The sequence below is a fragment of the Butyrivibrio sp. INlla21 genome (assembly GCF_900116875.1).
Classification (GTDB): Bacteria; Bacillota; Clostridia; order Lachnospirales; family Lachnospiraceae; genus Butyrivibrio.
Genome location: NZ_FPCC01000012.1, coordinates 1 through 21,242 on the forward strand (window position 1 = coordinate 1; position 21,242 = coordinate 21,242).

Sequence of the window (21,242 nt, forward strand, 5' to 3'; positions counted from 1 at the left end):
AAACATATGAATGTGATCCGGGCATGCTTCGGCTTCAATTATCTCTATTCCCTTCCGCTTGCATAACTCACTTAGTATATGCCCTATATCTGCTCTTATTTTTCCGTATACTACTTTTCTACGAAACTTGGGAGCAAATACTATATGATACTTACACTCCCATGTTGTATGTGCTAAACTGTTTTTATCCATCTATGGATACCTCCTAGGTATTATTTTGTGCGGTTGGCGAACCTGCACTTCATTATATACCTTGGGGGTTTTTTACTTGAAGCTAAAGCTTTCTGGGGACACACCTGCATAGCAGGTGGTTTATTTGTATCGCCGATACAAAAAAAGACCCCTGCATCATTTTTGATGCAGAGATCTTTTAAAGTCCCTCTTAACTTAATGACATTGGATAAAAAAATCTGAGGTCTTTTTATCTTATTAAATCTTCTAAAGATGACATAATCAGTGGTGGAACAAACGAAGTCCTGTGAATGCCATGACCATATCGTGGCTGTTTGCTGCCTCGATTACGTTGTCATCACGAACAGATCCGCCGGGCTGAGCGATGTACTTTACGCCGCTCTTAAATGCTCTCTCAACATTGTCTCCGAAGGGGAAGAATGCGTCTGAACCAAGAGCAACATCTGTGTTCTTATCAAGCCATGCTCTCTTTTCCTCTTCTGTAAATACTTCAGGCTTTTCTTTGAAGATATTCTGCCACTTGCCGTCTGCAAGAACATCCATGTAATCAGCACCGATATAAAGATCGATGGCATTGTCTCTGTCGGGTCTCTTGATGGTATCAAGGAAAGGAAGATTAAGAACCTGAGGTGCCTGACGAAGGAACCAGTTGTCAGCCTTGGAACCTGCAAGTCTTGTGCAGTGGATTCTTGACTGCTGTCCTGCTCCGATACCGATAGCCTGTCCGCCCTTAACGTAGCAAACAGAATTGGACTGTGTATATTTAAGTGTGATAAGTGCAATGATAAGGTCTATCTTAGCTGACTCAGGAAGCTCCTTGTTGTCTGTAACGATGTTTGTTAGCATGTCCTCACCGATCTCAATGAAGTTGTGTCCCTGCTCGAAAGTTACGCCAAATACCTGCTTCTTCTCGATAGCAGCGGGAACATAGTTCTCATCAATCTCGATAACAGCGTAGTTACCGCCCTTCTTAGCCTTAAGAACCGCAAGGGCCTCATCTGTGTAGCCGGGAGCGATGATTCCGTCTGAAACTTCTCTTTTTACAAGGTTTGCAGTATCAAGGTCGCAGACATCCGAAAGTGAGATGAAATCTCCGAATGATGACATTCTGTCGGCGCCACGTGCTCTTGCATAAGCGTTTGCAAGAGGTGAAAGCTCACCGAGATCCTCTACCCAATAGATCTTTTTCTCAATATCGGAAAGGGGTGTTCCTACAGCAGCACCTGCGGGTGATACGTGCTTGAAAGATGTAGCTGCGGGAAGTCCTGTAGCTTTCTTAAGCTCTGAAACAAGCTGCCATCCGTTGAGGGCATCGAGAAGGTTGATGTATCCGGGTCTTCCGTTAAGTACCTTGATGGGAAGGTCGCTTCCGTCCTCCATATATACTCTGGAAGGCTTCTGGTTGGGGTTACAGCCGTATTTAAGTTCTATTTCGTTCATACCGTTTTCTCCTATTATCCTACAAATAATTATTTATTCTTGTTGATGATCCTTGACTCGTACTTACCTGTCTCGATGTCAATGAATCTTGTGAACAATGAAACCTTATTGTCCTCGTTGAGTGCGTTCCATACATTATTTGTGAATGTATCGATATCTCCCTCGATATTAACGAGTGTAGGCTCACCCTCATAGCTGGGAAGAGGATTTCCGTCCTTCATATATGTATGGATAAAATAGCCTTCGCCTGCCTTGGGATTTTCGTAAGCAAATGTAAATCTATGGCAAGAAGAAGGATCTCCGTTGTTGCTCTTAAGAATTGACATTGCAAAATCATATTTGCCGTTTTCTACGTTCATGATGCCGGAAATACGAGGTGTGTAGTTGGGAGCGTCGGGCTCGAACTCTCTTGTGCGAAGAGCCTGCTCAAAAGTCTTGCCCTCTTTCATAAGATCGTAAACTGTATCTGTCTGATCGCCGTTGGTAACGATAGTTGAGTTACCGAGAACTCTTACGGGTGCGTAGATGATAAGGCTGGGATCTTCCATCTTGGAAGGATCGAATGCCTGAGTGCGGATACCTTCACCGTCTTCTACAAATACTCTGTTTCTTGAGTTTTCACTTCTTCCCATGATGAAGTAAGCGCATGCTGCCTTTTTGCCGTCAGCTGTAAGGCCGATAACGATGCCTCTTCCGGGGTAAGTGGTGCGTGAGATTTCTTGTTGTAAATTAACCATATCTGTCCTCCATTTAAATGAATCACATGCTTCACTAAACTCGAAAAAACCTCGTTAAGTGAACATGTGTGGCTCGCACTAAGCTCGACAATACCTCGCTAAGTGCTCTGCACAAAAATACCGCCTGGGAAACCACAAAAAGCGGTTGCCCAGGCGGTCGACATTCATTATTATTCTCCATACTCCCTCGTGGTTACCCACTTATCCGCCAGTTGTATGGACACATATAACATACACTTTTGCTTAAAAAAAATCAATGTAAAAAATCACCAAAGATTTTTTATATGATTACTTAAACGGATTTTCCGTAACTCCCCTCGCCATACAAAGGCATGAAGTTGCGCCCCTGTAGGAAAGCGGATTTCCGTCTATATCCGTAACCTTGCAGCCTGCTTCCGATGCGATAAGCGCAGCTGCGGCGTAGTCCCAGAGCTGGATCTTAAGTTCAAAATATAAGCTCGTTCTTCCAAGCGCCGTACAGCACATATCCCATGCAGCCGTACCGGATCTTCTGAGGTCTACGCATTTAGGAAGTAGCTCTTTTGCCATCTCAAACGACTTGTCCCTAAGCTCAGTGTAATACGGAGCCGTTCCGAATACCGCCAGGGAGTCGGACAGGGGCGCATTGGAGGACATGATCTTTTCACCATTCATGTACGCGCCCTGTCCAATAACAGAGGAAAAAAGCATTTCATCGTAAGGGTTATAAACTACAGCCATATATGGTTTCCCGTCTTTTAAAAGACCTATCGAAACCACAGAAGGTCTGTATTCAAAAATAAAATTACTTGTTCCGTCGATAGGGTCGAGAACAAAACAATATCCGCTGCTCATTTTTTCCGAAAAGACATCCTGTCCGTCCTCTTCTCCGAGAAACGCCGCTTCGGGAAGGACTTCCTTAAGTCTTTCTATCAAAAAAGCCTGAATCTTCTCATCAGTCTCGGTGCAAAAATTGGCGTGCCCCTCTTTTTCCATAACCTTGGGACGTTTCGCACTGACCATTATATTTCCCGCATCTTTTGCAACTTCAATAATTTTCTCAATTAACATCTGATATCTCCGCTTGTTCTTTTTTTCTAAAATAATAACTCCATATTATTCCTTGAACAAGCTGTGTACGATAGCGATGATATTCCATACAGAGCCCCAGATCTGCCAAGCAAGGAGCAAAAGTAATACTATAGAAGCTACGCTTAAGATTATATTCATCACAATTCCTCCCTATCAGTTCTTTTCTCTAATACGATCACCGGTCTCGATATCGAAAAGGTGTGTCTTTTCTTCGCGAACTTCGAGCTTTATAACGTCGCCTCTCTTGTAGCGCTTCTCATCTTCCGTGATAAGCATCATGAGCACGTCACCTACGCGGACACCTATTCTTCTCTCATCTCCGAGATTCTCAAAAGTAGCGATCTCTTCGGAAGTTCCCTGTGAATCGGGTCCGCCGATAAGAACGTCCATAGGACGAACGCCCATCTTGCAGCAGAAGCCGTCACTTACAACACTGTAGTATCTCTTCGGCACTGCGATCTGAAGATTGGAATCCTCGAATGTAAAGAAGAAAGTTCCGTCTTTATTAATGATCGTAGTCTCCAAAATATTCATTGGAGGCTCACCGATGAAGGATGCAACAAACTCATTGGCGGGATCGTCATAAACTTCCGTAGGTGTTCCAAACTGCTGAAGCACACCGAAGTTGATGATGGCGATCTTATCCGCAAGTGACATAGCCTCAAGCTGATCGTGTGTAACGTAAACCGTTGTACATTTGATCTTATTGATAAGACGCTTGATCTCGGTACGCATTGCCTGACGTGCCTTACCGTCAAGGTGAGATAAAGGCTCGTCCATAAGAAGAAGCTCAGGCTCTCTGATGATGGCTCTTGCGATATTAACACGCTGCTTCTGTCCACCCGAAAGTTTAACGGGCATCTTATCAAGAAGGTCGTCTATCTGCATGAGAGGAGCGATCTCGCGAACCTTTTTGTCTATCTCATCCTTCGGAACGCCTTTTGCTCTCATGTTGAACGCAACGTTTCCGTATACGTTAAGAGGCGGATACATCGCGTAATCTTCAAATGCAAGTCCGATATTTCTGTCCTTGGGGTGAAGCTTGTTTACAAGTCTGTCTCCGATATAGATTTCTCCGTCAGTAATCTCCTCAAGTCCTGCGATCATTCGCAGAGTTGTTGTTTTTCCGCATCCGGAAGGACCGAGTAATGCGACAAATTCGCCCTGTTCACAAACAAGGTTTAAGTCTTTTACCGCAAAATCGTTCTTGATCTTTTTCTTTTTACCTGAATTATCATATCTTTTATAAAGATGATTAAGTGTTAATCCGGCCATTATTCTTCCTCCTTTGATGCAGCGAGTGCAATAAAGCTTGCCTCATCGTAACGAACTATATATTCTTTGCTCTCAAAGTCAAAGAGGATTATATGATCCATTTCGAGTTTAATATAAACGTCACTGTCAATCTGAACATTCAGACCGTTGGGCGCTATCATGCGCAGCTGATAATCTCCGCACTCCGCAACGATAACGGACTTATTTCCGATACTTTCGTAGCTGTATACTGTGCTTCTGAAATAACCTTCCTTAGGTTCAAAAGAGTATTTGACATTCTGTGGACGTATTCCGATATCGCAGCGGATAATACCCTGCTCTTTTATCATGGAATAAACTCTTTCATCCTTCGGAAGCTCAAGAGTAACCTCTTCGCCGCATACATTCACCTTGGCATCAAAGCCGTCATTGGTTGCAGCTATAGTTGCTCCAAAGATATTTATCTGAGGCTCGCCCATAAGCTGCGCGGTGAACTCATTGCAAGGCATGTAGTAGATCTCATCACCTGTACCTATCTGAACGATCTGTCCTTTATTGATAATGGCGATACGGTCGCCAAGCGCCATTGCTTCCATAAAGTCATGTGTTACATAGATACATGTCGATCCCAGGTTTGCCTGCATCTCTTTAAGCTCTGTACGCATTGAGTTACGAAGCTTGGCATCGAGGTGCGCCAAAGGCTCATCCATAAGGAATACGTTGGGAGTACGAACAAGAGCTCGTCCCATTGCCACTCTCTGCTTCTGTCCGTTTGAAAGCTGGCTCGGAAGTCTCTCAAGAAGATTTTCCATCTTCATTATCTTGGCTGCATTTTTAACTCTTTCAGCGATCTCTTCTTCGCTTGTCTTGTAAAGCTTACTTCTAAGAGCCGATGCCATGTTGTCATATACGGTCATCTGCGGATAAAGCGCATAGTTTTCAAAAACCATCGCAACATTGCGGTGTGCGGGATCCGTAAGATTCATTACTTCATCGCCAAACTTAACAACGCCTTCATCCGGCATTGCTATTCCCGCGATACAATTCAAAATAGTTGTCTTTCCTGCGCCGGCAGGTCCGAACAATACAAAAAACTCTTTATCTTTAACGTCAATTGTGATTCCATCAAGTGCCTGAACTTTGCCGAAGGCCTTCTTGACATTCTCAAGTTGTATTCTTGCCATAAGTCCTCCTTAACCTTTAACGGCACCAAAGCTGAGTCCACGAACGAGATGCTTCTGAATGCAAAGTGCAAAGATCACAGCAGGCAGAGCCGATACTGTTGAAGCAACCGCAAGCTGTCCATAGTGAGCACTGTCGGTACCTAAGTATTTCATGATCGCAACGGTTACAGGGTACACCTTGTTGCTTGAAAGAATGAGCGGGAAAGTGAAGGAATTCCAAGCAAATATAAAGGCGAGGAGCGCTGACGAAACCAAACCGGGCTTGATCAGAGGAATCAGCATCTTGAAAAAGATCTGGTACCAGCTGTAACCGTCGACCTGAGCCGCATATTCAATCTCTACCGAGATGTCCTCGAAATATCCGCGGACAACCCATATCAAAAGAGGAAGTGATATTAGCTGGTAAACCCATATAAGGCCCACATAGCTGTCATAAAGACCGATTTTTTGGTAGATCATGAAAAGTGGCAGAACAACCAATATTTCGGGTGCAAATTTATAAGAAAGAATCTGGAATGCCAATTCTTCTTTTCTCGGGAAATTGTATCTTGCAAGCGCATATGCCGCAGGGACACCTACGAGCACCGATACCAAAACCGCACCGCCCGATACTATAACGCTGTCAAGGATGTATCTTGCGTAGTTGGAACGAAGAAGTACTTCCTGATAGTTTGCAAGTGTGGGGTGGAACAAAAATGTTGTTGTAAATACTTCCGTATCTGACTTAAAAGTTATAAGCACCATCCAAATAAGAGGGAAGAGCGCAAATATCGCATATACGATAAGTAAGAAGTTTTGAAGCACATATAGTGCTCTCTGTTTTCCTGTCTTCATCTTGCTCCTCCTTTACTCTTCCAGACCTGCGGCCTGCTTCTGTGCAGTACGCTGTAAGTTTACGATACGTTTTGCGGCAATGTTGATAATAAGCCAAAGAACCAGAATAAACGGTATTGCCGCACCAAACTTCTGGAATTTGAAGCCTTTCTGATATGCGGTAAGTGAAAGAGACATCAGCGCGTTTCCCGGGCCTCCCTTTGTAAGCGCAAAGATTATCGCATATTCCTGAAGTGCCGCCATGAAGCGGAACAAAAGTGCAATGTAAAGACTTGGCTTAAGCATCGGAAGTGTGAGGTTTGTAAAGTTAAACCATGCGCTTCCTCCGTCTATAAGTGCCGATTCGAAAGGTGACTTCGGAAGTGACTGAAGTCCTGCCAGAACCAGCAAGATAATAAATGCGGTATTGATCCATACGTCTATAATAATTACCGTCAGCATAGCCGTTCCCGGTGCTGCAGCCCAAGGGAAGTTGTATACGCCGAATATATTCAAAAGCTTTTCAACAATACCTACCGAACTGTTCAGCATAAGCTGCCATACGATCGTCGCCGTAACGGGTGCGATCATAAGCGGAAAAACAAGCAGAACTCGAAGTACTTTTGAAAGCCCATTATTCAAATTATTAAGTAAAATAGCGACTCCAAGACCTATAAGCATTTCCAATACCGTGGAAATGACACCGTACATTAATGAAATTTTTACTGCTCCCCAGAACGCAGGGTCTCCCAACATGCTTACCCAGTTGCTTATACCTATGAATTTGTGAGTGGGAAGTTTAAAAGAATAATTAGTAAGTGAATACCAAATTGCCATTGCAAAGGGAACCATGATTCCGATTGTAATGATGAGTGAAGGTGCAACGATCAAATAGGGTCTTAAACGTGTCGAAAACGGCACTTTGTTCAGTTCGGATTTACCGTTGCTCTTGTTCTTTGCGGTCATGTCTACACCTCATACATTATTCAAAACATCACGGGGGAAAATTGCCTCCCCCGTGCGTTTTGTGTTAGTTTTTTACTTCTTTTTCAGATTACTCTACTTCAAGATCGGAAACAAGTTCATCCATCGTAACCTTTAGCTGATCCATAGCTTCTTGAACGGAAGAATACTTATCTGTCGTTACAAGATCCTGGAGGGTCTTAGCCCACTCAGTTGTTGTCTCTGTGAAGTATGGCTGAGCTGTGAAGAAGATACTTGCATTCTTAGATATTGTGGAGAAGGCCTCGTAGTATCCTTCAGCACCTGCAACAGACTGCTTGTAAGCATCGCTGTTAAGTACAGAAGTACGAGGGGTATCTGTGCAAGCCTTCTCAACGCCTGACCAAAGCATAAACTCAGGACTTGTGAAGTACTGCATGAAGTACCATGCAGCTTCCTTCTTGGTTGAATCAGCGTTCATAGCCATTGACCATACCCAAAGGTTAGACTTCATATCTGCCTCTGTCTTGCCTGCAGATTCGGGATAAGGAACCATACCAAATGCCATGTTTCCGGCCTCGTTAGATGATCCGGGTGTATTCTGAGTGTAACCACCTCTGTCTGCATCCCACATCATAGCAGCTTTTCCTGCTCCAAGGTCAGCTCCGCACATTTCCCATCCGTATGTTGCCCACTGAGGTGCACTACCGTTCTTTACAAGGTCAACCCAGTACTCAGTCATTGCAACTGCTTCAGGAGAATTTACTTTACTTACAAGCTTGCCGTTCTCAATTTCAAAGTCCTTAGCACCCCATGTTGAATACATTGACATGTATGCGGGATGGATTGTTCCCCAGTCGGGAAGACCACGAACTGCAAGTCCGTAAGAACCGCTGCCGTCGAACTCTTTAAGAGCCTTAGCGGCATCAAGAAGCTGCTCGGCTGTCTTGGGAGGCTCAATACCCTTCTCATTAAGAATTCTCTTATTATAAGTAAGGATATTTACTTCCCATCCCATAGGAAGAGCCCACTGGAAGCCGGAGCCTACAGCATGTCCGGGAACGAGATCCCACTTAAGAGCATCGATAACCGCAGGAATGAAATCATCGTAATCCCAGTCAGGGCTGGTAAGTGTAGTGCCAATGTATTTCTCAAGAGGTTCAAGATTTCCGGCTGTAGCATATTCCCATGACTGGTAAGCACCTGTCATGAAAACGTCGATAGATCCTGAATGGCTGCTAAGTTCAACATTAAGTTTCTCAAAGTAGTTTCCTTCGGGCATTGAAGAATAATTAACCTTGATACCTGTTTTCTCTGTAAACTCATCCAGTTTTTCTTCAACAGCATCTGCATAAGTATGTTCACTGAAAAGAACGGTGATCTCTTCTCCGTCAAACTTCTTCCAGTCGAACTCTTCCGCTGCTGCTTCGGGGGTAGCGGAATCCGTTGCAGGTGCCGCTTGCTGTCCGTCAGATTCGGGTGTTGGAGCTGTCTGAGGTGAGTCTACCCCACAGCCAGTGAGCGTTGCTGCTACCATAGTAGCTGCCAATACAAGTGACATTAACTTTCTCATACTGTCTCTCCTTATCTTTTTTCTTTTAGCATTTTGTCGTTTGTTCTTTATTTCATTGTCGCATGCTTATTTTAATCAAAGGTAAGTACAACCTTGAGATCCCCTTCGCGTCCCGAAGCAAGATCGAATCCCTTCTCCCATTCGTCAATGGGAAGGATTGTCGTGATTACTCCTTCTGTCTTTAAGTTGCCGTTCATCATGTTTTCAATTACAAAAGGATATGCGTAAGGGCTAAGGTGTGCTCCTCTGATATCAAGCTCTTTTCTGTCTCCGATGATAGACCAGTCAACTGTGGTCTCTTTGCCAAATACGGAGAACTCAACAAATGTTCCGAGTTTTCTTATTATAGTAAGACCCTGGATTACGCTGGCCGGATTTCCTGTTGCCTCTATATAGATGTCACATCCGTAGCCGTCTGTAATAGCCTTGATCTCTTTATCTATATCACACTTACCGGGATTAAATACCAGGTCAGCGCCGAATTTCTTTGCCATCTCCAAGCGGTTCTCCTGCATGTCGAGAACGATAAGCTTCTTGGGATTCTTCATCCTTGCGTATGTGATCATTCCAAGTCCGAGTGTTCCTGCGCCTGAAATAACAACAACGTCTTCATTGGTAATCTCTGCTCTGTCTACCGCATGCTTGGAGCAACCATAAGGTTCAACAAGCGCTGCCTGCTCCAAAGGCATATCCTTCGGAAGCTTGGAAATAACAGATGTCTTTCCGTATCTTACATACTCTGCCATACCGCCGTTGGTATATGACATGAAACCGTACATGTCATGTGGCTGACACATCCAATAATGTCCGTCTTTGCAGAACTTACATTTTCCGCAAGGAACGATCTGATCCGCTGTGATCTTTTCACCAAGTTCATATCCTTCAACATTCTCACCCATCTGAACAATGGTTCCGTAGAACTCATGTCCGGGAATGAAAGGGGGTTTTACCCAAGAAGGTTGAACATCATCTCCCCAGAACATCGCTGCCCCATGCTTACATTTTAAATCACCTGCACAGATACCGCACGCCTCAGTTTTTATTATGATATCGTCCGGTCCGCACTCGGGAGTCGGATAGGCAAGTTCTAATCTGTAGTCATCCTTGCTGTAAGCAACCAAAGCTTTCATAGTCTTTGGAATACTTCCTCTAACTGCCATTTTATAATTCCCTCCTATTCTGTTGTCTTATGTAGAAATCGCAGTTATGGAACGTGTGCACATTTTCCAGTTTTGTAAAACCGTTTTCTATAACGAATTTCTAAACCGAATATACAACTCGGATTTTCGTTTGTCAACTTTAAACATCAAAAAAGTTTTCGCTTTTTGTGTTTTTAGCAAAAATATACAAAAACTGCAATTTCTTTTCATATCTTTTGCCTTTAATCTTGGATTGCATTTTGAAATAAATCTGTGTTAAATTAAAGTCGTTATATAAATGCATTTTATATAATGAGTTAAAAATCAAATTATTATATTCAAGCTGATCAGGTAAGGAGGAAAGACTACCATGTTGGGCAATCACTTACTCGGTTTGTATGAAAAGGCACTTCCGCCCGAAATGGATTGGGAACAGCGCCTGCAGACCGCAAAGGACCTCGGATATGACTATGTTGAAATATCCATTGACGAAAAAGATGAAAGAATAAACAGACTGGATTGGACCGAAAAAGAAAAAGAAAAGCTTCACGCCGCGATCCAAAAGACCGGCGTTCCCATACCTTCCATGTGTCTTAGCTGTCATCGCCGTTTCCCGTACGGAAGCGCCGATCACATTATAAGAGAAAAAGCACATGAACTTATGGATAAAGCAATTCTCTTTTGCAGAGAATTCGGAATCCGAGTGATCCAGCTAGCGGGCTACGATGTTTACTATGAACAATCGACTCCCGAAAGCTTACAGCTCTTTTTGGAAGGCTTGCAATCCGCAGCAAGGACTGCTGAGAAATATCAGGTAATGCTTGCGATGGAGATCATGGACACGGAGCTTATGAGCAGCATCACACGTTACAAAAGATATAAAGATGAGATCCCATCCCCCTGGTTTACGGTATATCCGGACCTCGGAAATCTCACGGCTTGGGGAAACGATGTAAAACATGAACTCGAGCTCGGAATCCATGAAATTGTCGGAGTTCATTTAAAAGATACTTTGGCTGTAACTCCGACCTTTGAAGGAAAATTCAAGTGCGTGACCTTCGGAGAAGGCTGCGTGGATTTTGCAAAAGAACTTAATATCTTGGAAAACTTGGGCTATTCCGGACCGTACATGATGGAAATGTGGTACCGGGAAGGCATGGATTATAAAGAATACATCACAAACGCCAAGAAATATATAGAAGAACAATACCGGAAAGGAGTAACCGAAAACAATGAGATATTATCTGGGGTTAGATAACGGAGGAACAAATACAAAGGCAGCTCTTTTTACAAAAGAGGGAAAACAGGTTGCGGTAGAATCAATCGCAACCGCGGCAATTACGCCGGCTCCCGATTTTGTAGAACGCGATATGGATCAGATGTGGGACGATAACTGCACCGTTATCCGCGAGCTTATAAGAAAGAATAATATAGATCCCGCAGACATTGCAGGAATCGGACTTTGCGGTCACGGAAAAGGTCTTTATCTCTGGGGAAAAGACGGACATCCCGTAAGAAGAGGTATCATCTCATCCGACAACCGCGCATGGAAATACTATTCCGATTGGAAAAAAGACGGAACGGAAGAAAAAGCTTTTGAGCTCTCCTGCCAGCACATCATGGCATGTCAGCCGGTATGTCTTCTTGCATGGATCCGTGACAACGAACCTGAAAACATGGACAACATCGAGTGGATATTTGAATGTAAGGACTACGTTCGTTTCAGATTAACAAGTGAAGCAAGAGCCGAGATCACGGATTACTCAGGCACAGGACTTATGAATCTTCACACCGCTTCTTTTGACAAAGAATTATTGAAACTATTCGGCATCGAAAAGCTCTGGGACGCACTTCCTCCCATCTGCCTCTCAACAGATATCGCGGGACACATCACCAAAGAAGCCGCTGAAGCGACAGGATTAAAAGAAGGCGCGCCCGTCATCGGAGGAATGTTCGATATAAACGCCTGTGCACTCGCAGTCAACGTAACAGACGACAAAAATATCTGCATGATCGCAGGCACTTGGAGCATAAATGAATATCCTCGTAAGACAGCCGTTCTCGACGGCAGCGTACAGATGAATTCAATCTTCTGTCTTCCCAGCTATTATCTTATCGAGGAATCAAGCCCCACTTCCGCAGGAAACAACGAGTGGTTCATCCGTCAGCTTCTTCCCGAGCTAAAAGAGGAAGCAAAGAAAAACGGACGCAGCATCTATGAGATCATGAATGAATGGTGCGAAGAATTTGAACCTAAAGACTTTGTTCCGGTGTTCCTGCCTTTCCTTACCGCAAGCAATGTTAACCCTCTTGCGCGCGCAGCGTTTGTAGGACTCGACGCATCTCACACAAGACACCATATGCTGCGCGCCGTATATGAAGGTATTGTTTATTCACATAGATGGCACCTTGACAGACTCATGAACACCAGAGATTCCAAGGAAGCAGTGATCCGTCTCGCGGGCGGCGTTGCCAAGTCCAAAGCTTGGACACAGATGTTTGCGGATGTTATGAATCTTCCCGTAGAGACAGTCGATGTTGACGAGACCGGAGCTCTTGGCTGTGCTATTGCTGTTGCCACCGCGGTTGGCGACTACATGAGTGTCACGGACGCAGCAGATCACATGTGCCGCATGAGTGAGCCGGTTCTTCCGAGAGCATGGGCTCATGACGACTATGAAAAGAAATATCTTTTATACAAAAAAGTCATCGAGGCGCTGGACTGCACATGGAGCGACATGCAAGAGATAATTGGGGGATAATTGTAAGTCACTTTATAAAACAAGATGCAAAAAGTTTTCAAATAAGGTATCATATAAATGTAGTGCCCGAATAGGGCTTCACACACAACCAGATTGGACGATTATAAAAATGGAAAGTTTTGATTTTAACTTAAGGAAATTCAACACATCTAATATCTATTCCTATTTTTTAGACCATCCGGAAGCAACCAAGCAAGATCTGGCTTCTGCGCTGAATTTAACCCTCCCGACAGTAAACAAGAACATTGATTATCTGTCGGAACTCGGACTGATATCGGTCAGTGGATCAAGAGGTCAGACCGGTGGAAGAAGAGCTACAACATATTCACTCTGTGCCGACGCCAAAGTCGCACTGGGACTTGATATAACCAAACACCACGTCTCTTGCGTTGTAGTCGACCTTAACGGCAACATAATCTCTTTTAGCCGTAACTATCTGATTTTTGAATACAAGGATTCATACTTCAAGGAAGTAGCCAATCTCCTTAAGAAATTCATCAAGGATAGCAAGATCGACAACAAAAAGATTTTGGGAGTCGGAATCGGTATCCCCGCTCTTGTTCAATCAGATAACAAGACAGTATTTTACAGCGGTATCATGGATATCAGAGAAGACATCTACGATATGTTCCGCAAATACATAGACATGGACATAGTTATGTTCAATGACGCGAAAGCCTCTTGCTTTGCGGAAAAATGGATCAACAAAGACATGGTGAATGCATTTTATATAATGCTAAGTAACAACGTCGGCGGTGCCATGATAATCAACGGTCAGGTCTACTCGGGAGACAACTTCCGTTCAGCAGAGGTCGGCCATATAACCCTCGTTCCTCACGGAAGAAAGTGTTACTGCGGACAGAACGGATGCGTAGATCCTTATCTTGCGGCAACCAATCTTTCACAGGACGATCTCGAGGGATACTTCAAGGACCTTGAGACCACCACAGATGAAAAGATATTGGATGAGTGGCAACAGTACTTGGATTACACAGCACAGACCGTAGTCAATGTCCGCGCGATATTGGACTGTGACATTATCCTCGGCGGTTACGTCGGAGCTTATCTTGAGCCCTATCTTGACGAGATAAAGAAAAGAGCTCTCAAGATCAGCACCTTTGATACAAACGCCGATTTCATCAAGCTCTGCTCCTACAAACGCGAGAACATCGCAGCAGGCGCAGCCCTGTACTTTATCTCACAGTTTATAAAGACAATTTAAACTACCATGATCACAATAAAAAGCCCGGGCACTTATAAAAAGTGCTCGGGCTTTTCCGCTACATTAATGCTTTTTTTGGTATTCACCAAAAGGAATCCATTCTATCTTAACTTGTCTGCTTTCCCATTCTTGAGATAATGCATTGAACTCATCTTCGGATATCTGATATTCAGGTAAAAAAGCCAATTCATCTATATCTGTGATTGGTTCGGTTATATGTACCAAATTACCCCAGCAACCCAAAAACTCATCTTCTACAAATTTGCTTTGATTAGCTCCCAACTCACCATCATATGTGCTCGGTGCAGAAACATTATCTATATGTATTCTCCAAACTCCGCTATAGACAGCTCCGCTGCTACCATAATAATAAATGTATCCATCATTTCCAAGCCAGTAATTACTCCTGCTTCCGCCCTCACAGATTTTTTTCGGCTTACCGTCTACCAAAGCGTAGGCACGTTCAAAGACTAGCTGCGGTTCATTATCCTGATATTTATCATGAAGCACACCGAATATCAGCTCATAAACACCGTCACTGTTCAGGTCCACATATGTATATCCCACGTTTAGAAGATCAAAACCATAGTCCATTTCAAAGCTTGATCCGGTTTCTATCATCCGACTCTCATTAGTATCCTGATATAAAAGATTGCTTGTAGCCACAGTTTGATCCGAATAAACACTCTGATCAAGCCAAGCAGCTTCTTCCTCTTGAGTTTTTACAACATCCGCAAATGCATCCGCGTAAAGTTCATCATACTTTTCAATAATGCTCTTATCCGTAAGCTTGTAGACATATTCTCCGTCCACGTTTTCCAGATATGTACGATCGTATTGAATATCTTTAGCTTCCGCTTTTTCTTCAGTCGACGCATTGGAAGCACTGTCTTCAACAAAAATACTGCTTGCTGCACCGGATGCATTCTCCGCAGTATTCTCTGCTACAGAATTGTCAACCGCGGCAGTATTGTTTATCTCAGTCTCACCGTTACATGCCGTAAGCATAAACGTAAGCCCAAATAAAAGGCCAAAAATATTTCGTTTTTTCATATTCTATTCCTCTTTCCTCCATAGTTTTGCTCTTTCACTCATATAATACTCTACGTCGAGTCCATATAAGGTCTTTAGATTTTCTCCCGAAAGGGCCTCTTTTTTATCCCCAAAACACAATATTTCCCCGTCTTTGATCAAAAGAAATTTCTCCGCAACCATAAGTGCCATATTGATATCATGATATACTCCGATCAAGGTGTTGCGAACACGTCTTCCGTCAGACATCACGGTCTCTTTTTCTTTCCAAACGTTTAGAAAATCGAGTAGCTCCGCCTGGTATTTAAGATCAAGGTGATTGGTGGGCTCATCGAGAAGAAGTATCGGTGTCTCCTGCGCAAGTGTTCTTGCAAGGAAAACTCTCTGAAGCTGTCCTCCCGAAAGTTCACCTATCTGCTTGTCCGCTAACTTCTCAAGCCCTGTGCTTGCAAGACATTCATCGACAACTTCGATATCTCTTTTATCATACGTTCCGAAGATATTTTTGCAGTACAGATACCTTCCCTGCATCACAGTCTCTTTTACGGTATATGAAAAATACACGCCCGAAAGCTGCGTCATTGACGAAACGTAAGACGCCAGCTCTTTTCTCTTCATATCGCGGATCTCGCGCCCTTCTATGCAAGCGCTGCCTTCGTATGGAATAATTCCGCCGAGCGCTCTAAGAAGCGTCGTCTTACCGCAGCCGTTGGGGCCGAGAATTGCTATACTTTCGCCCTCGTTTATATCAAAGCCGATCTTTTTGATTATGGAATTGTCCGAAGGTCTCCTGCCGTATCCGCAGGAAAGCTCACTGCATTCAAATATCTTCTGTTCCATAATTACTGTTTCCTATCGTGAAAATAAACCCAAACAAAGAAGGGTGCTCCGACAAGTGCCGTAACCGCGCCGACAGGGATTTCCCTGGGCGCCAAGAGAGTTCGTGCGACCATATCCGAAAGTGCCATAAATGCACCTCCGAGAAGCAGCGACATCGGTATGACAAGTGCATGCTTTGCCCCGAAAATCCTTCTTACTATATGCGGAACCGTGAGGTCCACAAAACCGATGATTCCCGAAAAGCACACGGCCGCTCCGGTCAAAAAAGATGATAAAAGAAGCAATGCGATCTTGGACTTACCGACATCAACGCCCATGCTCATCGCCTGTTCCTGTCCAAAGCTCATGATATCGAGTTCTCTGTGATACAAAGCCGTTCCGATCATTCCAAGCACGAGGCAGATTAAAAGGATCAGCACATGAATCCATCTGCGTCCCGAGAAGGTTCCGAGCTGCCACAGAACAAGCCTTTGCATATGTTCGCCGTTAAGCGTACTTACAAGAGTGAGGATCGCATTTACAAAAAGAGAAAATACCATTCCGAACAGGATTATCGTATGGTTGTGCATGTTCCTGTCTATCTTAAGCGAGAACGCAAGTACAAGAAGCACAGTCAAAAGACCTGACGCAAAGCCGCACACGGGAAGAAGGAACATTCCGAATATCGTTCCGGTTATTCCCGTTATGATAACAAAAGCCGCGCCAAGAGAGGCTCCTGCGGACACACCCATCGTATAAGACGACGCAAGCGGATTCTGCAAAAGAGCCTGCATGATCGCACCGCTCACAGAGAGAGCCGCGCCGACAAGAAATGCCGTAAGCGCTCTCGGCATACGAATATCCCAAAAGATTGAGACATTTGTCGGAGTCACGCTCTCGGGAAGCGAAACGGAAAATATTTTATTCATTACGATTTGCAGTCCTTCCAACGGAGATACGAATACGCTTCCTATTCCTATGCAAAGAAAGAGTATCGCAAACGAAAGAACAACGACCGCAGCAATCTTTTTTCTCATAAATCACCCGTTCATTAATAAGTGCAATCGGCTGATCAAGCCGCAGGTTTCTCCTCTGCATCTTCTTCAGATGACGCATCGCTTGCAGCATCCACCGTGCTTGCATCGCTTGCAGCGTCTGCCTTGTCCCCCGCAAAAGGATCTACAACATCTTTATAATAATCGGGATAAATGTCTTTTCCCATTTCAATCATAGCGCTGATAACATGCTGATTGGGGCGGTTAACGGTATCGTTGTCGATCTGATAAACTGCCTTGTCTTTAATTGCAGAAACGTTCTCCCAGCCCTTCATTGTAAGAAGCACATTGATAACATCATCTGTGTACATGTCAGCAGTAAGGATAACCTGAGGGTCCATAGCGACTGCAGCTTCCTCGGTAAGAGCAGGCCACTGCTCAGCTTCTTTTCCCGCAACATTAACGGCACCGACAATCTCAAGCATCTCGTTTATATATGTGTTTGAACCTGCAGTGTAGATTGTAGGTGTATCACCCGAAGGAGTAAAAAGTTCAAAAAGAACCGTCTTTTTCTCTTCTTCCGGAATTGTAGCCGCAATCTTTTTTATCTCATCGATAGAAGCGCTCATCTCTTCATTGATCTTGGCAGCCTCTTCGCTCTTTCCGACAACCGCGCCGAAAAACTCGATGTCCTTTTGGATATCTTCAAGGCTTGCGCTGCTTGGAGTATCGCAAACACATACGCCAGCTTCTTTTACCGAAGCAAAAACGTCTTCACCGTGGCTTGCACTCATTCCGGTTGTGAAAACAACGTCAGCTCCAAGCGCGATGATCTGCTCCTGGTCGGGAGTCATCATATCGAACTGAGGAATGTCTTTTGCAAGAGAATCTCCGTAGCTCGCTGCCGAATATGTATCGCAAGCTATGATCTTATCGGCAAGACCGAGATCTATAAGAATCTGCGTTGTCGAAGGTGCCATCGAAACTATCGCATTGATCTCATCGGGAATAGTAACCGCGTTGCCGCTTCTGTCGGTAGCAGGCTTCCCTGATGCATTTGCTTCATCTGCACTCTCGCCGCTTCCGGGCTGAACTTCTGTTATTTGAGGCTCTTTCTCCGGCGTTTTGGGTGTAACGGTATATTTGCTTGTACATCCCGCAAGTACAGACACAGCCATGGCTGCGATCATGATCACAGCTAAAACTTTCTTTTTCATAATTTTTCTCCTTTTATAATGTAATAATTCATATTGTCCTAAACAAATATACCTTTTTTAGCGCATTTCTTCAACGCTTACGTCGTTCTTTCCGCTCTGCTTCTATTATTCTTTTTCACTTGAAGTAGCACCAAAAAAACTTTAAACTTATCTAAGGGGAAAAAGGAAAAACATTTGCCGCATTTTTATCCTGCGGCGGAACGGAGCAAATATGAAAAAACTAAAGGGGTATATGCACGGAGTTAACCTTGGCGGATGGCTTTCACAGTGCGATCGCACCAAGGAAAGATATGACTTCTTTATCACCGAGAGCGATATAGAAGTTATAAAGAGCTGGGGAATGGATCACATCAGAGTTCCCGTTGACTACGACCTTGTTGAAGATGCTCAGGGCAACTACAAAGAGGACGGTTTTGCATATATTCAGAAAGCGATCGAGTGGTGTAAAAAGAATAAACTCAATATGGTACTCGATCTCCATAAGACCTTCGGTTACAGCTTTGACAGCGGCGAAGGCGAGCTCGGATTCTTTGAGAAAAAAGAGTATCAGGATCGCTTTTATAAATTGTGGGAGCAGTTTGCGATAAGATTCGGCAAGAATGATAACATGCTCGCATTCGAGCTTCTCAACGAAGTTACCAAAAAAGAATATTGTGAGATCTGGAACGATGTTTCGAGAGAATGCATCACAAGGATCAGAAAGATCTCTCCTAATATCAAGATTCTCGTAGGAGGCTATTACAACAACAGTATCGAGGCGTTAAAAGACCTTGCGGAGCCTTACGATGACAACATCGTATATAACTTCCACTGCTATGAGCCCCTCATCTTTACGCACCAGGGAGCCCCTTGGATAAAAGAGATGGACACCGAGTTCAGAATGCCTTTTGACTCAACCTACGGTGAGTACATTGAAAACAATAATAAACACTTGGATCATATAACCGGTGATATGTCAGCCTTTGACAGAGATGCGATGTTCGGTCCGGAGTTCTTTGACAGATATCTCGCAGAAGCGGTTAAGGTTGCCGAAGAGCGAAACGTAATGCTCTACTGCGGCGAGTACGGAGTCATCGACAGAGCAACTCCAGAAGATGCTCTCAAGTGGTACAAGGTAATCTGCAAAACCTTCGATAAGTACGGCATAGGCCGCGCCGCATGGAGCTACAAGGAAATGGACTTCGGTCTTTCCGACGAGCGCATGAAGGGCGTTATCGGAGAAATAACCAAAATCATGTAATAATAATCTTCCGGCTCTTTTTATCAAAGGGCCGGATTTTTATCTTAGGAGGTTACAATGCCAAACTGGTTAAAAGACGCTGTTTTTTACGAAATATATCCTCAATCCTTTAATGATACCAATTCCGACGGAATCGGAGATATCAGGGGCATTATCGAAAAGCTGGGCTATATTAAAAGCCTTGGCTGCAACGCCGTCTGGATCAACCCTTGCTATGATTCTCCTTTTAAAGATGCAGGCTACGATGTCAGAGATTACAAAAAGGTCGCTCCGAGATACGGAACAAACGACGATCTTGTAAAGCTCTTTAATGAAGCTCACAAGCTTGACATTAAGATCCTGCTCGATCTTGTTCCCGGACATACTTCCGAAGAGCACGAGTGGTTTAAAAAGAGCTGCGAAATAGACAGAAACGAATTCTCAGACAGATACGTTTGGACCAACGGTGCATTCTGCGGAATCGGCGGACACCCTTATATCGGAGGCGAAGCCGACAGAGACGGCTGCTATATGCTCAACTTCTTCAAATCCCAGCCCGCACTTAACTACGGCTTTCTTAATCGCACAGAAAGCTGGCAGAAGGCTCCCGACGATCCGGCATGTATCGCCACCCGAGAAGCAATGAAGGATATTATGCGTTTCTGGCTTGATAAAGGCTGCGACGGTTTCAGAGTCGACATGGCGGATTCTCTTGTAAAAGAAGATGACGAAAACAAGTCGGCCACCGGAAAAATATGGCTCAACATAAAAGAAATGATGGATAAAGATTATCCGGAAGCAGCTCTTGTTTCAGAGTGGTGTGATGCCGGCCAATCTCTTCAATACGGTTTCCACGCAGACTTCTATCTCGATCACTGGGGTAACGGCTACAACACGCTTATCCGCGACTACGAGACCGAAGGTGGCGACCACAGCTTTCTCAAAAAAGACAGTGGCGGCGACATCATGCGCTTTTTAGATGACTATCTTCCGAGATATGAAAGAACAAAAGACCAAGGATTTATCAGCTTTATCACATGCAACCACGATACTCCCAGGCCTGCAAGAACTCTTTCAAATGAAGAGCTCAAGCTTGCATATGCAATGTTCCTGACTCTTCCCGGAGTACCTTTTATCTACTACGGAGACGAGATCGGAATGCGTTATCTCAATATTCGTACCAAGGAAGGCGGATACCACAGAACAGGTTCAAGAACTCCCATGCAGTGGGACAATTCCGAAAGCCGCGGCTTCTCATCGGCTCCCAAGGACAAGTTCTATCTCCCTGTAGACAGTTCACCCGATGCACCTACAGTAGAAACTCAGGAAAAAGATCCTTCGTCACTGCTTAACGAAGTAAAGAGACTTACCGCTCTGAAGCACGAGTACACTGATCTTAACGCCGATGCATCCTTTGAAGTTATTTATGCGGAAAAAGAAAATTTCCCCTTCGTTTACAGAAGAGGAAATCTTGTAATTGCTATCAATCCTTCAGGCAAGGAATGCTGCGCCGATATATCCGCAAAAGCAAATGTGGCGGGCAATCCTGTTTATACAATAGGAATAGCAAGCTGCGACAACGGTAAGATTACCATTGCGCCGCAGTCATTTGCGGTATTTAGTTAAAGTTC

Annotated in this window: 19 protein-coding genes and 1 riboswitch; of the genes, 5 read left to right on the forward strand and 14 right to left on the reverse strand. The window is 44.2% G+C overall.

Annotated elements, in window-relative coordinates:
• The 10 genes from tnpA to BM377_RS08450 form a co-directional block, all read right to left on the reverse strand.
• A partial coding sequence (tnpA, locus tag BM377_RS08405) for an IS200/IS605 family transposase (protein ID WP_143104488.1) occupies positions 1-192 on the reverse strand: 192 nt, incomplete at its 3' end.
• A gap of 261 nt (positions 193-453) precedes the next feature.
• Positions 454-1,632, reverse strand: a complete 1,179-nt coding sequence (locus BM377_RS08410; RefSeq protein WP_092246642.1) for a phosphoribosylaminoimidazolecarboxamide formyltransferase — start codon at positions 1,630-1,632, stop codon at positions 454-456.
• 29 nt (positions 1,633-1,661) lie between these two features.
• On the reverse strand, positions 1,662-2,369 hold the full coding sequence (locus BM377_RS08415) for an IMP cyclohydrolase (protein WP_092246644.1): 708 nt from the start codon (positions 2,367-2,369) through the stop codon (positions 1,662-1,664).
• A 140-nt stretch (positions 2,370-2,509) separates the two neighbouring features.
• Positions 2,510-2,595: riboswitch (ZMP/ZTP riboswitch) on the reverse strand.
• Between the two features lie 62 nt (positions 2,596-2,657).
• A complete protein-coding gene (locus BM377_RS08420) occupies positions 2,658-3,419 on the reverse strand; it encodes an inositol monophosphatase family protein (RefSeq protein WP_092246646.1) in 762 nt (253 codons plus the stop codon).
• A 174-nt stretch (positions 3,420-3,593) separates the two neighbouring features.
• The gene (locus tag BM377_RS08425) at positions 3,594-4,715 is read right to left on the reverse strand and encodes an ABC transporter ATP-binding protein (protein ID WP_092246648.1); all 1,122 of its coding nucleotides are present in this window, start codon (positions 4,713-4,715) and stop codon (positions 3,594-3,596) included.
• A complete protein-coding gene (locus tag BM377_RS08430) occupies positions 4,715-5,878 on the reverse strand; it encodes an ABC transporter ATP-binding protein (protein WP_092246650.1) in 1,164 nt (387 codons plus the stop codon). The genes BM377_RS08425 and BM377_RS08430 overlap by 1 nt, the downstream gene beginning before the upstream one ends.
• Positions 5,879-5,887: 9 nt before the next feature.
• Positions 5,888-6,712, reverse strand: coding sequence for a carbohydrate ABC transporter permease (locus BM377_RS08435; RefSeq protein ID WP_092246653.1), 825 nt, complete (start codon positions 6,710-6,712; stop codon positions 5,888-5,890).
• A 12-nt stretch (positions 6,713-6,724) separates the two neighbouring features.
• Entirely contained in the window at positions 6,725-7,657 is a 933-nt protein-coding gene (locus BM377_RS08440; protein WP_092246656.1) for a carbohydrate ABC transporter permease, read from the reverse strand.
• Between the two features lie 88 nt (positions 7,658-7,745).
• Positions 7,746-9,206, reverse strand: a complete 1,461-nt coding sequence (locus tag BM377_RS08445; protein WP_092246659.1) for an ABC transporter substrate-binding protein — start codon at positions 9,204-9,206, stop codon at positions 7,746-7,748.
• Between the two features lie 71 nt (positions 9,207-9,277).
• Positions 9,278-10,366 (reverse strand): alcohol dehydrogenase catalytic domain-containing protein, encoded by a 1,089-nt coding sequence (locus BM377_RS08450; protein WP_092246662.1) that lies wholly within the window; start codon positions 10,364-10,366, stop codon positions 9,278-9,280.
• 349 nt (positions 10,367-10,715) lie between these two features.
• On the opposite strand from BM377_RS08450, the gene BM377_RS08455 reads away from it, so the two are divergent.
• The 3 genes from BM377_RS08455 to BM377_RS08465 all read left to right on the forward strand — a co-directional run bounded on the left by BM377_RS08455 (position 10,716) and on the right by BM377_RS08465 (position 14,329).
• Entirely contained in the window at positions 10,716-11,603 is an 888-nt protein-coding gene (locus BM377_RS08455) for an L-ribulose-5-phosphate 3-epimerase (protein WP_207646907.1), read from the forward strand.
• A complete protein-coding gene (locus BM377_RS08460; RefSeq protein ID WP_092246665.1) occupies positions 11,578-13,107 on the forward strand; it encodes an FGGY-family carbohydrate kinase in 1,530 nt (509 codons plus the stop codon). The genes BM377_RS08455 and BM377_RS08460 overlap by 26 nt, the downstream gene beginning before the upstream one ends.
• 109 nt (positions 13,108-13,216) lie before the next feature.
• The gene (locus BM377_RS08465; RefSeq protein WP_092246668.1) at positions 13,217-14,329 is read left to right on the forward strand and encodes an ROK family transcriptional regulator; all 1,113 of its coding nucleotides are present in this window, start codon (positions 13,217-13,219) and stop codon (positions 14,327-14,329) included.
• A gap of 63 nt (positions 14,330-14,392) precedes the next feature.
• Here the strand turns inward: BM377_RS08465 and BM377_RS08470 are convergent, their stop codons facing one another.
• The 4 genes from BM377_RS08470 to BM377_RS08485 are packed head-to-tail and all read right to left on the reverse strand — an operon-like array spanning position 14,393 to position 18,392.
• On the reverse strand, positions 14,393-15,382 hold the full coding sequence (locus BM377_RS08470) for a hypothetical protein (protein WP_092246671.1): 990 nt from the start codon (positions 15,380-15,382) through the stop codon (positions 14,393-14,395).
• Positions 15,383-15,385: 3 nt separating this feature from the next.
• Complete coding sequence (locus tag BM377_RS08475; RefSeq protein WP_092246674.1) at positions 15,386-16,201, reverse strand: ABC transporter ATP-binding protein; 816 nt, start codon at positions 16,199-16,201, stop codon at positions 15,386-15,388.
• 2 nt (positions 16,202-16,203) lie between these two features.
• Positions 16,204-17,217, reverse strand: coding sequence for a FecCD family ABC transporter permease (locus BM377_RS08480; protein WP_092246677.1), 1,014 nt, complete (start codon positions 17,215-17,217; stop codon positions 16,204-16,206).
• A 35-nt stretch (positions 17,218-17,252) separates the two neighbouring features.
• Complete coding sequence (locus tag BM377_RS08485) at positions 17,253-18,392, reverse strand: ABC transporter substrate-binding protein (protein WP_092246680.1); 1,140 nt, start codon at positions 18,390-18,392, stop codon at positions 17,253-17,255.
• A gap of 211 nt (positions 18,393-18,603) precedes the next feature.
• Between BM377_RS08485 and BM377_RS08490 the strand changes: the two genes are divergently transcribed.
• Complete coding sequence (locus BM377_RS08490; RefSeq protein WP_092246683.1) at positions 18,604-19,632, forward strand: glycoside hydrolase family 5 protein; 1,029 nt, start codon at positions 18,604-18,606, stop codon at positions 19,630-19,632.
• 57 nt (positions 19,633-19,689) lie between these two features.
• Positions 19,690-21,237 (forward strand): alpha-amylase family glycosyl hydrolase, encoded by a 1,548-nt coding sequence (locus tag BM377_RS08495; protein ID WP_092246686.1) that lies wholly within the window; start codon positions 19,690-19,692, stop codon positions 21,235-21,237.
• Positions 21,238-21,242 lie beyond the last annotated feature (5 nt).